The organism is Methanomassiliicoccales archaeon LGM-DZ1, from assembly GCA_030168595.1.
Taxonomy (GTDB): domain Archaea; phylum Thermoplasmatota; class Thermoplasmata; order Methanomassiliicoccales; family Methanomethylophilaceae; genus Methanomethylophilus.
In genome coordinates this window covers 687,121-701,456 of the sequence record CP115556.1, presented here as the reverse complement: position 1 = coordinate 701,456, position 14,336 = coordinate 687,121, and the positions used below count along the sequence as shown (strand labels likewise).

Genomic DNA, 14,336 nt, shown 5'->3' with positions numbered 1-14,336 from the left:
CAGAACCGGTCTATCCCGTTTTTATAGATAAATATTGTGAGAAGAAGGCCGGGAGGCCGGGCCTCCCGGTAAAGGGTTTCGGGGTCAGGAACTCAGTGCTTGAAGTTCTTGACGGCCTCGACGAAGGCCCTCATGTTCTCGTCCGAGGTAGCGGGAGCGATTCCGCATCCGGAGGAGATGATGTTGAAGCCGGCGTCGCAGGACTTGAAGACGCCTTCCTTGACCTCCTCGGGGGTTCCCTGGAAGAGGGGCTTCACAGATCCGACGTTTCCGACCAGGACGGTCTTTCCGCCGACCTTCTCGACAGCCTTGTAGGGGTCGACCTTCTCCTCGATGGAGATACCCTTCACGGACGGGCCGCAGGCGGCCATCTGGTCGATGATGGGGTAGGCGTCTCCGCAGATGTGGAGGATGTTGCCGAGGCCGCCGTTGGTGGCTCCGAGGGAAGCGGTGACGGCCCTGCCGGCGGCCTCCTGGAACATCTCGGGGGCGAGCATGTCGGTGGATCCCGAGGGCTCGGACATCTGGATGATGTCGGCGCCGTTGTCGATGAGGGCCTGGGCGTACTCTTTGCAGTAGGGGGTGATGGCGGCGGTCCACTTGTCGACCTCCTCAGGGGCCATCATCATTCCGAAGATGAGGTTCTCGGTGCTGACCATGTGGCCGGCCAGGGTGAAGGGCCCGGTGGTTCCGGCGACGATGCAGTAGTCGTTCCCCTTGTTCTTCTTGAGGATAGCGGCGGATTTGATGACCTCAGCGACACGGCCTCCCTTGAGGAACTCGTCGGCAGGCATGAGCGCGGCGGGGTCGTCGTAGACGCCCTCCATGCAGTCGAACTTGAAGGGGTGGCTCTTGATCATGGGGGCCGCGTCCTTCTTGGTGACATCGACGACGCATCCGAGCCTCTCGGCCTCGGCGGTCAGGCAGAACGAGGTCCTGCAGCACTCGAATCCGAAGACATCGGCCTGAGCGGCAGCGAGTTTCGCCATGACCTCAGCGTTCTTGTGGGCCTCGGGCCAGGCGGCGCCGGTGGCGTCCATCTGGCCGATGGTGGCGGACTGGGTGAAGATGGCCGCCGGGGGCCTGTCGAGGTTCTCTTTGTTCATAGCTGCGGTTACTCTTTCTCTGGGAGTCATTGCCATGATTTGTGTCTCCTTGGCTCACGAATGCGCAAGCATCTATAAAAAAGAAGATGAACCGCAGGCAGGCGGTGCCGGCAGCGCCGCGCTCGGGGCGGCCGCCTGTTCAGATGCTCAGCATGGAGATGTCCTCGAGCTTCCCGAACTCCATCAGGCCCATCTCGCTGATGCCGTAGATCTCGGCGTTCTCTATGTCGCACGCCTTCAGGGCGGGGGCCATGACGGCATCGGGCCCGGGGTTGAGGTCGTTGCCGGAGGCGAAGCGGCTGAAGGGAGGGATGACGATGACCCCTTCCTTCCTGGCGACCACGTAGCACTGCAGCTTGACGCTTCCGCTGAGCTCCCCGGGTATCCTCACGGACGGGTGCTCATGGCCGATGATCACCGGGCGCACGCCGGAGTCCACATGGCCGTGCTCGAGCCTGAAACCTCCGATATCTATGTTATCCACGGCGGTGAGGCCCATGTCGCCCACGATGTTCTGCAGGTAGTTGTCGTGGTTCCCCTTTATGACCACGGTCTCGGCCGCGTCGGAGACCAGCTTCACGATGCTCCTGACCTCCTCTCTGGCCTTGTAGCTGGAGCGGCGGAAATCGTGCTTGATGTCCCCGAGCAGGACTATGCGCCCGGGCTCGTAGCGGTCGATGACCTCGTTGAGCCTCTCGCGCACGGATTCGGTGTTGATCCTGGGGATGAACATGCCCTCGTCCTCGAGGGCGCTCTCATATCCCAGGTGGAGGTCCCCGACCACCGCGGTAGGGCCGTCGTCCAGGATCAGGCACCTGTCGTTGGTTATCGTCGCCCCCGGCATGATCCTGACCGTCCTCGCTCCCATGGCATGTCCCATGGAACGGGGGTTAATCCGTCTTTCCTTCCTCCAGCCTGCGAGCGCTTAATACCCTGCTGCCCGTATACGGGTCCGATGGAAGCTGCCGTGCCCGACGGGATCGACCCGAGGCTGTCATCAGAGCTCAGGAAAGCCGCCGGCACCGTCAGGGGCGCCGGTTCGGTCCTGGTGGTCACGCACATCGATGCCGACGGGATATCCGCCGGCGCGATCGCATCGGCCGCCCTGGAGCGCCTGGGCAAGGATTTCGCCGTCGATTATGAGAAGAAGATCTCGGAGGACACCGTGGAGATGATAAACTCCTGCGGCCGGGATCTCGTCTGGGTATGCGACCTGGGCAGCGCCTACATGTCCCGCTTCACCAGGGACGGCATCATCGTCACCGACCACCACGTCCCCGACCCGGAATGGAGGAAGCGCGGGCAGACCATGCTCGACAGCTTCCGCAGGGCCTATCAGCTGAACCCCCACCTCTACGGCAGGTCCGGCTCGTACGAGGTCTGCGGGGCCGGCATGACCTACCTCCTGGCGAAGGAGATAGATCCCCGGAACCGCGATCTGGCATATCTCGCGGTCGTCGGCGCCCTGGGGGATTTCCAGGACGACCGCTGCTCCAAGCTCGTCAGCTGGAACCGCCTGATCCTGGAGGATGCGGTCGCCGAGGGCGATGTCTCGGTCTCCCAAGGGATCCGCTATTTCGGGAGGGAGAGCCGCGGGGTCGTCTCATACCTGCAGTACGGGGAGCCGGCAGTGAAGGGCCTAACCGACACCCGCGAGGCCTGCCAGGACCTGCTCGGGCGCTACGGCATCGCCGAGGCCGGCGCCGACGGGAAGAGGCGCACCTGGTGCGACCTCGATCCAGGGGACCGGGCGGTGATCGCCGACGAGCTCCTCTCGAACGCGGTTCCAGAGGACCGGCCCGCCATCATCGGCGAGGTCTATGGGATCGAGCGCTACAGGCCGCATTCCGGCCTCCACGATGCCAAGGAGTTCGCGACCCTCCTGAACTCCTGCGGGAGATACGATGACTGCCGCACCGGGGACAGGCTCTGCCGGGGCGACCTCTCGGCGATGGCCGACGCCGAGCGCAACCGTGCCGACCACAGGAAAAACATCGCCGCCGCGCTGGACCTCGTGAAGGCCAACCACCTCATACGCAGGCGCCGCTACCTTCAGTGGTTCGACGCCGGGCAGGAGATCAGGGACACCGTGGTGGGGATCGTCGCGGGGATGCTGCTCGGCTCCGAGGGCACTGACCCAGGCCTGCCGATAGTGGCCTTCGCCGCTTCCGACGACGGCATCAAGGTCTCGGCCCGCGCACCGAGGGAACTGGTATCGGAAGGCCTCGATCTGGCACTTGTCATGAAAGATGCCGCTGCCAAGGTGGGCGGGCTCGGAGGGGGCCATTCGGTGGCCGCAGGGGCGACGATCCCGGAAGGATCGGAGGAAGCTTTCCTCGATGCCGCCGAGGCCGAGATAGAAGCGCAGACGGAACGCGCTGGGGATGCCGGCCGGGACTGAATACCCGGAAATGCATGATTCCGGAAGACGGGGGCGGGCTGCGGCCCGCCCCGGTTTCAATCCTTCATCAGGGTGTAGAGGACGGCCTTCTGGGCGTGGAGCCTGTTCTCGGCCTCGTCGAAGACGACGCTGTGCGGGCCCTCGATGACATCGTTGGTGATCTCCTGCCCGCGGTGGGCGGGGAGGCAGTGCATCACGATGCAGTCGGGCTTCGCGATCTTGAGCAGGTCGTCGTTGATCTGGTACATCTGGAACAGCTTCACGGCCTCCTCGACCGATATGGTGTCGCCCATGGAGATCCAGGTGTCGGTGTAGAGCACGTCCGCGTCCTTGCATGCCTCCTGAGGGTCGTGGGACGCGATGATCTTGCTCCCGTTGGCGTTGGCGATCTGGGTCGCATTGTACAGGATCTCCGCGTTCGGCATCCTGGTGGCGGGGCAGCAGGCGACCATGTCCATGCCCATGATGGCGCAGGCGTAGAGCAGCGAGTTGCAGACGTTGTTGCCGTCGCCGAGGAAGACGAGCTTCCTCCCGTGGAAGTTGCCGAACTTCTCTTTGATGGTGATCATGTCGGCCAGTGCCTGGCAGGGGTGCTCGAGGTTGTCGAGCCCGCTGATGACGGGGACGGTGGCCCACTCGCCGAGCTTGTCCATCATCTTGTAGTCGAAGGCGCGGTACATGATGCCGTGCACGAAGCGGCTGAGGACCCTCGCGGTGTCCTCCACGGTCTCCCCGTGGCCCATCTGCATCTTGCTGACGTCGAGGTAGAGCGCATGCCCCCCGAGCTCGGTGATGGCGACATCGAAGGAAGTCCTGGTCCTGGTGCTGGGCTTCTCGAACATCATGGCGAGGGTCTTGCCCTTGAGGGGGTCGCCGTGGTGCCCCCTCTCCTTCTTGAGCTTGATGCCGAGATCGACGAGGGCAGGCCACTCATCCTTCATGTCAACAACGGAGATCAGATTCCTTTTTCCCATGCCCTTCCGATATACGCGAAAATAGTAATAGGTTGCTGTTGACGGCCCGTTCCTGTTTCGCTGTAATAAGAACATGATAATTCGCGGTCCGCTCTGTTCGAAACGCGCGTTCCGGGCCATATCGGCGGCGGGCAGTGTCCGAAACTATAGTTAACGGATATTCAACGTTAAATCTGCGGAACGCAATGAAGCCATCATGACCTGCACCGGAGAGACCCTCCTGGACACGAACAAGAATTACGCGCAGCAGCTGAAAGATGCGCTGAAACTGAGGCATGAACCCGTAGCGGTGAAGCTCATCCGCGAGGGGGAGGAGTTCCCGGCATGCTGCTCCCGCCCCGAGGCCCAGATGAGCCACTGCCAGGCGGTGTTCGCCGCCAAGAACGGCGCCTGCCTCGCGATGGCGGCCGAGGACGAATCCTGCCATGTGGGGTCTTCGGCGCTCGGCATGGCCGAGACCCCCGAGAAAGTAGCGTCCGGCGAGTTCCATGCCAAGATCGGCATGCACGACACCCCCGAGGCCGCGGCCAAGATGATCGCCGAGCGGAAGGTAATCCCGTACAAGGTCATCGGAGAGGCGGTCTGCCCCCTCGCCAAGGCCGACTTCGTCCCCGACACGGTCGAGATCGTCGACATCCCCGAGAGGATCTACTGGGTGGTCCCGCTCGAGACCGCTGAGCGCGGCGGCCGGGTATCGTTCTCCACGTCCCCCTTCCAGTGTGCATGCGAGGATATCACAGTCATTCCGATCGTGACCGGGGCGCCTAACATCTCCATCGGATGCTTTGGGTGCAGGAAGAAGACGGACATGAAGGCCGATGAGATGGCCGTCGGCATCCCGTACGGCCGGATCGAGGGCTACGTCTCCCGCCTCGGCCGCTACACCGCCGGCCCGATGGCGAAGGCGAAGCGCGACTGAACCGCGCGGGACGGCCGAAGTACCGTCCCAGCCTCATTCAAATGCATTTTTTATGCCGTTAACAAAAGAACTGTGTTAACGGCGCAAATCATTAAATACAAATGGCGGGGGCATCCCTGCCTGTCAGGGCGAGTCCGCAGCTTTTAGTTATAGCTAAAAATGATAATTTTTGGTTGAAAACATGCGATTTTGCAATGTTTTATAAACGTGCCAGCCATTCCTTCAATCCGCAAGGGGAACACAGAAGATTTGTTTTTTCTGTGTAGCAGAAGAAAAAGGAGGTTTAAAATGCCGAAATACCAGGACGTAATAGACCTGTATGATGACTACGGCAAACGCATCGCAAAAGATGTGCCGCTGGAAGCCATCAGTCCGCTGCGCAACAAGGCAATCCAGAAGATTGCCTCTCTTACACAGAGGACCATCGCGGTCAATCTCGCCGGAATCGAGAAGGCTCTCAAGACCGGTGCGATGGCCGGCAGCATCATCCGCGGCAAAGAGATCGACGCGCCCATCGTCAAGGACGCCAAGAAGCTCGCCGAGGACATCAAAGCGCTCGTTCAGGTCACTGAGGACGACGAGACCCTCGTCGAAGTGAAGAACGACGGAAAGCTGCTCACCATTATCGTTCCCGAGGACAGGCTGGCCGCCGGTGTCGAGTACACCACCGGATTCACCGTTGTCTGCGCTGCCGTCACTGAGGCCATCATCGACAGGTACAACGTGCCGATGTACAAGGCCAACATGGTGAAGGCCGCCGTCTGGGGCAAATACCCGCAGACCGTGAACTTCGTCGGAGCCAACGTCAAATCCATCCTCGAGCCCCCGCAGATGAACGAGGGTGCCGGATTCGCCCTGAGGAACATCATGGCGAACCACGTCGTTGCTCTCGTCCAGAGGAACGCCATGCAGGGCGCCGCGCTCTCCTCGATCTTCGAGACCTGCGCCGCCTACGAGATGGGAGACGCCGTCGGGCCCTTCGAGAGGCAGCACCTGCTCGCCCTCGCCTACCAGGGACTGAACGCCAACAACCTCGTCTACTCCCTCGTCAAGAAGAACGGGAAGACCGGAACCGTCGGAACCGTTATCGCCTCCCTCATGGAGAGGGCAATCGACGACGGAGTCATCCGCGTGAAAGAGACCCTCCCGTCCGGATACAAGATGTACACCACCGATGACCTTCCCATGTGGAACGCCTACGCCGCGGCCGGAGAGGTCGCCGCCGTCATGGTCAACGTCGGTGCTGCCCGTGCGGCCCAGGGAATACCCTCCACTGTTCTGTACTACAACGACCTTCTCGAGCACGAGTCCTCGCTCCCCGGAGTCGACTACGGCCGTGCTGAGGGTGTCGGTGTCGGAATGTCCTTCTTCTCTCACTCCATCTACGGAGGCGGAGGACCCGGACTGTTCCACGGAAACCACGTCGTTACCAGGCACGCCAAGGGAACCCTCATCCCCGCTGTCACCGCAGGAAACTGCCTCGATGGCGGAACCCAGACCTTCTCTGCTGAGGCCACTTCCGGTCTCTTCAAGGATGTCTTCGGAGGAATGCCCGAGTTCAACACTCCGATGCAGTTCGTCGGAGCCGAGGCCAAGAAGATCAGGAACAAGATCTGAAGAGACCGAGGGTTTGTAAATGGCGAAAATCGAAGTGGAATATGCCAACGTCCCTCTCCCCGAGGTGCGCATCATGACGAACAGGCTCCTCTCGGCGGAAACCACCGAGAAGGTGCTCAACGCCATCGACAGCATCGAGCACATCAGGCAGATCAACATGGGAGGCGAGAGCCTGCCCAAGACGATCTCCAGCGGCCCGGCCAAGGGGGCTGAGAACAACCATTCAGAGCGCAGGATCATCAATGTCAACGGACATGAGGTGGAACTCCGCTGTGAGGTAGGCGCATTCTACATCGAACTCGAGATGGACGATAAGGACATGCTCGAGGCGACCGTCGAGAAGATCAAGGACGCATTCGATGCGACCGTACCCTTCGGGTACACGATCGAGATCGGCAGGTACACCAAATACAGACCGTCTCTGCATGATTACAGGAGTGCTTAAACATGGCAACAGATTACAAGAGACAGTTCTATCCGGGTAACTCCATCCCTGCGAAAAACAGGCGCAGGTACATGGACCCCAAAGTGAAGCTGAAGAAACTCCGCGACATACCCATGGATGACGTCGTCAGGCTGATGGGCCACCGTGTCCCCGGAGCGGCTTACAAGAGCGTCCACCCCCCGATCGAGGAGGGCAAGGAGCCCAAGTGCCCCATCAGGGAACTCGTCACCCCCATCCCCGGAGCGAAAGCCGGTGACAGGATCAGGTACATCCAGTTCACCGACTCCGTCTACTTCGCCCCCATTTCCCCCTACCAGAGGGCATGGATGTACATGTCCAGGTACAGAGGAATCGACACCGGAACCCTTTCCGGAAGGCAGATCATCGAGGTCCGCGAGAGGGACCTTGAGCAGATCGCCAAAGAGCTCATCGACAACGAGACCTTCGACCCCGCTCTGACCGGGATCAGGGGTGCGACCGTTCACGGACACTCCTGCCGTCTCGACGAGCACGGACTCATGTTCGATGCCTGGCAGAGGTACGTCTGGGACGACAAGCTCAAGCAGGTCGTCTACGTGAAAGACCAGGTCGCCCTGCCCCTCGACAAGAAGATCGCTGTCGGGAAGCCCGCGTCCATGACCGACCTGAAGAAGAGGACCACCATCTTCAGGGCTGACGGCGTTGACATGAGGGATGACAAAGAGGTCACTGACTTCTACATCAGGATCCACAAGCTCAGGACCCTGGGAGGATTCAGGCCTTGGACTGTAAAAGGTGAGTGAAATGGCAGAGAAAGCGAAAGAGAAACTTTTCCTTGAAGCATGCAAGAAGAAGTTCAAGGAAGCCCCCACCGACATCGAGACCAAGTACTACTGCTACGGCGGATGGCACCAGTCCAAATCCAAGGTGGAGTTCCAGAAAGAGGCAATGGAGATCGCCAAGAAACGTGGATTCCCCATGATGAACGAGGACATCGGAGTGCCTCTGGGCCAGAGGGCCTGGATGCCCTACCAGCTGTCCCACACGGACATCTTCGTGGAGCCCGATGACCTCCACTGCATCAACAACCCGGCCATCCAGCAGGCCTGGGATGACATCAGGAGGACCGTCCTCGTCGGACTCGACTCTCCGCACAACACCATCCAGAAGAGGCTTGGAAAAGAGGTCACCCCCGAGACCATCAACGCGTACCTCGAGACCGTGAACCACACCATGCCCGGAGGAGCTGTCGTTCAGGAGCACATGGCCGAGTGCAACCCTGCCCTCGTCTACGACTCCTACGTCAAGGTGTTCTCCGGAGACGACGAGCTCATCGATGAGCTCGACCCCAGGTTCGTCATCGACATCAACAAGAACTTCCCCAAGGACCAGGCTGAGCAGCTCAAGAAGGCCATGGGCAAGACCGTCATGCAGGCGGTCCGTGTCCCGACCATGGTCGGCAGGCTCATGGACGGCGCCACCGTTTCCAGGCACGCTGCCATGCAGATCTCGATGGCTTTCATCTCCTCCTACAAGCTCGCAGCAGGAGAGGCGGCCATCGCCGACTTCGCGTACTCCGCGAAGCACCAGTCCATCACCATGGGATCCATGATGCCCGCAAGGCGTGTCAGGGGACCCAACGAGCCCGGAGGAATCACCTTCGGATTCCTGGACGACATGGTGCAGTCCGACCGCGTCTACCCCGACGACCCCGCCAGGGCAGCGCTCGAGACCGTCGCGCTCGCGGCCATCATCTACGACCAGATCTACCTCGGCGGATACATGTCCGGAGGTGTCGGATTCACCCAGTACGCTTCTGCGGCCTACACCGACAACATCCTCGAGGACTACGTCTACCACGGTATCGACGTGATCAACGACAGGTACGGCGGATTCTGCGGAATCAAGCCCGACGACTACGACAAGCAGATGAAGCTCGGAGACGAGATCTCGTCCTACGCTCTCGAGATGTACGAGCGCTACCCGGCCGTCATGGAGACCCACTTCGGAGGATCTCAGCGTGCGACCGTCACCGCGGCGTCCACCGGTATCGTCGGAGCGTTCGCCACCGGTGTGGCCGACAACGGTCTCAACCTGTGGTACCAGTCCATGCTCCAGCACAAGGAGAGGACCGGAAGGCTCGGATTCTACGGATTCGATCTGCAGGACCAGTGCGGTTCCGCCAACTCCTACGCCTACAGGTCTGATGAGGGCCTGCCCATGGAGCTCAGGGGCCCCAACTACCCCAACTACGCCATGAACGTCGGACACCTGTCCGGCTACGCGGGAATCCCCAAGGCCGCCCACCTCGCGCGCGGCGATGCCTTCGTCGCTTCCCCGCTCATCAAGATCGCCTTCTCCGACAAGGACCTGATCTTCGACTTCGCGAACATCACGAAGGAGATTGGGCGCGGCGGACTCAGGGAGTTCCAGCCTGCCGGAGAGAGGACCGCGGTCATCAAGGGATGATGGCGTTGCAGAAGGGGGATATAGCTAAGTACGCCCCGACGTCCAGGGTCGGCAAGATCACGGACATCAGGGAAGAGGGGGGACGCACCTGGTACAGGTTCGACAACACGGGCCTGTACTATGCCGCCGACACGGTCGTCAAGGCCGACCCCTCCGAATACAAGGCTGTGTCCTTCAAGGAGCGCAAGTCCAAAGAGATGGCAGGCCGTCAGTCGGTGGAAGATCTCCAGAAGATGGAGAGGGAAGTCGACATCGACGACATGATGCCGTCCGGCGGAGGGTAAGCGCTCCTTCCTTCCGAAACCTCTTACCCGCCCTTCGGGGCGGGAATTTTTTCATTGTTCCTCTCACTTGTTTGTTCGGCGCTGCTTTCGGCGCCGTTTTATCAATGTGTTTATACGGGGCAGGCATTTTTTTATTAACATTTCAGCCGAAATCTAATAATTAAATTGGCTTTCGTATCGCATTGTTATTAACATTTCAGTCGGTTTTTAATAATAATTTCAAAAATCGGAATCCCGATGAAATCTGCAACGATTGCATTGATCGCTGCGGCGGCCGTCATCGCCGCCGGAGCAGGCGCGGCCTTCGTACTTCTCGAAAATGACAGTGATGAGAAGAAGGACACCGTCGCCGTGACGATGAGCTGGGAGAAGGACATCGCCGGGGAGATCGTCGGCGACAGGTACGAGGTCGTGTCAATGATGGGGTCCAATGTCAGTCCCCACGAGGCCTATTCGACCCCGAGCAACATATCCGACCTCTACAAGTCCGAGATCTACTTCAAGATAGGGACCGGAGTGGAGTGGGAGACCGCCTTCTTCGATGCTGTGTCCAAGGACATCCCATCATCCGTGAAGATAGTCAGCATAGCCGACGGCATCGAGTACACAGCGCTCCCCAACGGGCACCACCATCACGGGGAGGAGGAACAGGCCGATTCCGCATCGGACCCGCACATATGGACCTCTCCCGACAACCTCAGGAAGATCGCGGAGTTCATGGCCGCCGAGATATCGAAGCTCGATCCGGACAACGCCTCCGACTACTCCGAGAACCTGGGGAAGTACCTGGCGAAGGTCGATGCCGTAGATGCCGAGATGGAATCGCTAGCCAAGGTAGCGGGCTCGGGACACGTGCACGTGATGGTGTGGCATCCGGCATGGAAGTACCTCCTCGAGCAGTATGCCGAGAGGTTCGGAACGGATTTCCATATGATCTCCGTCGAGGAGGACGGCGAGGTCACCCCCGCCGAGGCGGCCGTCATCGTCAAGGACGAGGGCTGCTCAGCCATCTACGTATCGGTCACGGACGAGGGGTACGAGGGCAGGCAGGCGCTGGAGGATGCGGGTATAACCGTCCATGTGGTGAACCCCACGGCCGATGACATGCTCTCATCCGTTTCGGAGTTCCTGTCGTATCTCAGGGGCGACCTGGGCGGGACCGCGTGATCGCATGGAGGCCGCGCCCCTCATCGCCCTCCGCGGCATTTCCGCCGGCTACGGCCGCGGGACGGTGCTGCGGAACGTCGATCTCGACGTACGCGCCGGAGACTTCATAGCGGTGGTGGGACCGAACGGCGGCGGCAAGACCACCCTGTTCCGCATCATACTGGGTCTTATCGAGCCGTCGGCCGGGACGGTCGAGGTGATGGGCGTTCCTCCGAGGGAGGGCTGTCGCAGGATAGGGTATGTTCCGCAGTTCGGCGCATTCGACAGAGAGTACCCAGTGTACGCCGAGCAGGTGGTCAGGATGGGCCTGAGGTGCAGGCAGGGGATCCTGCCTTTCCGGACCTCTTCGCAGGAGGAGGCTGTTCGCAAGGCCATGGAGTACGCGGACATGGAATCGTTCAGAGACAGGCGCATAGGCGAACTGTCCGGGGGGCAGATCCAGAGGACGCTCCTGGCGAGGGCCCTGGTCTCCGGGCCGGACATCCTCCTCCTCGACGAGCCGACCGCCAGCCTCGATCCCGCCTTCAGAGGGGAAGTGTACGAAATTTTGACGAAGGCGGCCCGGGACGGGATAACCGTTGTCATGATCACCCACGATCTCGAAGGGATAACGCACTGCGTTAACAGGGCCGTCCATGTGGACAGGACGGTCTCGGAGGTCGAACCGTCGGCCCTTACCGGCGCAGCCTGCGGAGGCGGCCTTCTGTGACAGATCTTGCCTATTACTTCTCCATACCGCTTATACAGAACATGTTCGCCGCCACTGCCCTCGCCTGCATCCTGTGCGGGACCGTGGGGGCCTACGTGGTGGTCGGCCGCAAGGTCGCTGTTACGGGCGGGATCGCCCACACGACCTTCGGGGGCGTCGGGTTCGCCTACTATGTGATGTCGGTTTACGGGATATCGTGGATGAGCCCCATGGCCGGGGCGCTATTGTTCAGTGTGGCGGCCGCCGTCGTGATGGTTGTATGCAGGAGGGCGGACGGTGTCAGGGAGGACACGGTCATCGGAGCGCTTTGGGCTGTCGGGATGGCCGCAGGCGTGGTGTTCATGTGCTATATGGACCGGAGCGTCATCGTCCCCTCGTCCTACGAATCCATCCTCTTCGGGAACATGCTGCTCATAGATTCGGGGAAACTTGCCGTGATGGCGGCTGTCAGCGCGTCTGTGCTGGCTGCCGTGATGTTCTTCTACAGGGATTTCCGCATAATGACCTTCGACAGGGTGCACGCGAAGGTCTCAGGCATGAACGTGACGGCCCTGGACCTTCTGCTCCACGTCCTGATAGCGGTCACCTGCGTCATGGTCGCCAACGTGGTCGGGATAGTCATGATAATCGCGTTGATGACGGTGCCGGCGGCCATCGGGAGCATCGTCTCCCGCGGCATGGCCGGGACGATGGCGGTCGGCGTCTTCTCAGCTCTCGCCATGTCCTTCCTGGGCCTTCTGCTCTCGCTGGCTATGGACACCCCTCCGGGGGCCACGGTGGTGATGGTGCTCGGAGCGTCCTTCGCCGCCGTCCTGGCTGTCAGGAGGCTGGCACTCGGTGCGGCCGCGGAAGAATGAACCGTTGCCGCACCGGAATACGCCCTTTCGGATGTTTATGGTCCGATATGATATCCCAGATAATCTCCCGAATCCGGGAGGGGACATCTGGGTCTTGCCGTTTGAAGCGCGGCGTGCTTCTGTTTTCCGGCAGGCCGCCGCGATCCAGGCGCTGATCCTTCAATCAGCGTCCGTCCGGCCGTATCTCGGAGGCCACATGCCGGTGAGCCTTCCGCCTTCCCTGTCCGGGTCCATGGCGTATACCTCGAGGCCGGGGACGGTCATGCGGACCACCGGGATATTGACCTCGGGGCGGGTCAGGTCGTTGCAGACGACCATGTCGAACCCTGCGTCCATGAGATGACCCAGCACGACCTCGATGTCATCGAGGACGTAGTCGGTGGCGAGATTGGGGATGTCCTCGAGCTTCTTCTTCCCGGGGGAATCGGTGAACCAGAGGCGGTTGGCCTTCTTGACCCCCTCATAGCCCATCTCGTCGGTCACCTTCTGGAGCTGGGCGTTGATCTTGGTGCCGTCCTTATGGGTGGCCCTGCTCTGGGCGACCTCGGTGAGGGCGCGGATCGCCGCGATCTGCGGGTCCAGGTGGGTCCCGACGCCGATGGTCAGCATCTCCGGGTCCTTGGTAGTGTAATCGTCGGCGGCCGCTCCGATGGTGGTGATCCCGATGTCCGAGGTGATCTCCTTGAGGTGCACATCGATCCCGGCATCCCTGAACTTGGCAAGCAGCTTCCCGGGGACGGATTCCTCATCCTCGATGACGATGTCGCAGGGGGCCCTCTCCCTGTATTCGGCTATGGACCAGGCGTCCCTCTCGATATCCTCGAGGAGCGCATGCAGGATGGCCTCCTCCATGGTGTTCCCGGCCGCGATCCCGTTGGTGTGGGACTTGAAGAGCTGCATGTCCCCCTGGGGTTTGTACACGTGGTACACGGCGCACGCCGGCACCCACACGTTCTGCCCGCGGAACATCTCGTAGCCCATGCACCAGCCGATCTGCTGGTTCATCCATACTCCCTTGTAAGGCTCGGGCAGGATCAGCGATTCGGGATTGACGGTGAGGCCGATGGAGCATGCTTCATCATAGGTCCCGTAGGCGATCTCGTCGGATTCCCTGGGCTCCGCCGAGTAACGTTCCATGGCCTCCATGATCCCCGAGGCCTCGGCCTGCTCGGGTGTGGGCCCTTTGCCGTTGTAAAAATGGTTCTTGTCGCCTTCGAAGGCCGCCGGGCGGTCCACGGAGAACACCGGGATCCCGACGCGGTCAAGGTTCGTGATGTCGCGGGGAGGCTGCATGCCGGCCTTCTTCATTAGGGGTACGATCCTCGACAGCGTGTCCTCCGGCGGGACGACCCTGATGCCCGTCTCCTTCGAGCACTTCGGGCAGCGGTTGAGTGAAAGCATACAATCGT

The 14,336-nt window shown here is 61.0% G+C and carries 14 protein-coding genes; 10 read left to right on the top strand and 4 right to left on the bottom strand.

Going from position 1 to position 14,336, the window contains the following annotated elements; all coding sequences use genetic code 11:
- Positions 1-92: 92 nt before the first annotated feature.
- The gene (locus O8W32_03280; protein WII09860.1) at positions 93-1,142 is read right to left on the bottom strand and encodes an MtaA/CmuA family methyltransferase; all 1,050 of its coding nucleotides are present in this window, start codon (positions 1,140-1,142) and stop codon (positions 93-95) included.
- 103 nt (positions 1,143-1,245) lie between these two features.
- Positions 1,246-1,974, bottom strand: a complete 729-nt coding sequence (locus O8W32_03275; GenBank protein ID WII09859.1) for a metallophosphoesterase — start codon at positions 1,972-1,974, stop codon at positions 1,246-1,248.
- Positions 1,975-2,061: 87 nt separating this feature from the next.
- On the opposite strand from O8W32_03275, the gene O8W32_03270 reads away from it, so the two are divergent.
- Positions 2,062-3,507, top strand: a complete 1,446-nt coding sequence (locus O8W32_03270) for a DHH family phosphoesterase (GenBank protein WII09858.1) — start codon at positions 2,062-2,064, stop codon at positions 3,505-3,507.
- Positions 3,508-3,563: 56 nt separating this feature from the next.
- Here the strand turns inward: O8W32_03270 and argF are convergent, their stop codons facing one another.
- A complete protein-coding gene (gene argF / locus O8W32_03265; GenBank protein ID WII09857.1) occupies positions 3,564-4,481 on the bottom strand; it encodes an ornithine carbamoyltransferase in 918 nt (305 codons plus the stop codon).
- A gap of 196 nt (positions 4,482-4,677) precedes the next feature.
- Here argF and O8W32_03260 point away from each other — a divergent pair, with 196 nt between their 5' ends.
- The 9 genes from O8W32_03260 (at position 4,678) to O8W32_03220 (ending at position 12,927) form a co-directional block, all read left to right on the top strand.
- On the top strand, positions 4,678-5,400 hold the full coding sequence (locus O8W32_03260; protein ID WII09856.1) for a DUF169 domain-containing protein: 723 nt from the start codon (positions 4,678-4,680) through the stop codon (positions 5,398-5,400).
- A 288-nt stretch (positions 5,401-5,688) separates the two neighbouring features.
- A complete protein-coding gene (gene mcrB / locus O8W32_03255) occupies positions 5,689-7,017 on the top strand; it encodes a coenzyme-B sulfoethylthiotransferase subunit beta (GenBank protein ID WII09855.1) in 1,329 nt (442 codons plus the stop codon).
- Between the two features lie 19 nt (positions 7,018-7,036).
- Positions 7,037-7,462, top strand: coding sequence for a methyl-coenzyme M reductase operon protein D (gene mcrD / locus O8W32_03250; protein WII09854.1), 426 nt, complete (start codon positions 7,037-7,039; stop codon positions 7,460-7,462).
- A gap of 2 nt (positions 7,463-7,464) precedes the next feature.
- Positions 7,465-8,244, top strand: a complete 780-nt coding sequence (gene mcrG / locus O8W32_03245; protein WII09853.1) for a coenzyme-B sulfoethylthiotransferase subunit gamma — start codon at positions 7,465-7,467, stop codon at positions 8,242-8,244.
- A 1-nt stretch (position 8,245) separates the two neighbouring features.
- Positions 8,246-9,910, top strand: coding sequence for a coenzyme-B sulfoethylthiotransferase subunit alpha (mcrA, locus tag O8W32_03240; GenBank protein ID WII09852.1), 1,665 nt, complete (start codon positions 8,246-8,248; stop codon positions 9,908-9,910).
- Positions 9,910-10,194, top strand: coding sequence for a DUF2098 domain-containing protein (locus O8W32_03235; GenBank protein WII09851.1), 285 nt, complete (start codon positions 9,910-9,912; stop codon positions 10,192-10,194). The genes mcrA and O8W32_03235 overlap by 1 nt, the downstream gene beginning before the upstream one ends.
- Positions 10,195-10,431: 237 nt before the next feature.
- Positions 10,432-11,361: a zinc ABC transporter substrate-binding protein gene (locus tag O8W32_03230; GenBank protein WII09850.1), complete on the top strand. Its 930-nt coding sequence runs from the start codon at positions 10,432-10,434 to the stop codon at positions 11,359-11,361.
- Positions 11,362-11,365: 4 nt separating this feature from the next.
- On the top strand, positions 11,366-12,070 hold the full coding sequence (locus tag O8W32_03225; GenBank protein WII09849.1) for an ABC transporter ATP-binding protein: 705 nt from the start codon (positions 11,366-11,368) through the stop codon (positions 12,068-12,070).
- Positions 12,067-12,927, top strand: a complete 861-nt coding sequence (locus O8W32_03220; GenBank protein WII09848.1) for a metal ABC transporter permease — start codon at positions 12,067-12,069, stop codon at positions 12,925-12,927. Before O8W32_03225 ends, O8W32_03220 begins: the two co-directional genes overlap by 4 nt.
- 159 nt (positions 12,928-13,086) lie before the next feature.
- On the opposite strand, the gene O8W32_03215 is transcribed toward O8W32_03220, so the two are convergent.
- The gene (locus tag O8W32_03215) at positions 13,087-14,328 is read right to left on the bottom strand and encodes a YcaO-related McrA-glycine thioamidation protein (GenBank protein WII09847.1); all 1,242 of its coding nucleotides are present in this window, start codon (positions 14,326-14,328) and stop codon (positions 13,087-13,089) included.
- Positions 14,329-14,336: the final 8 nt, after the last annotated feature.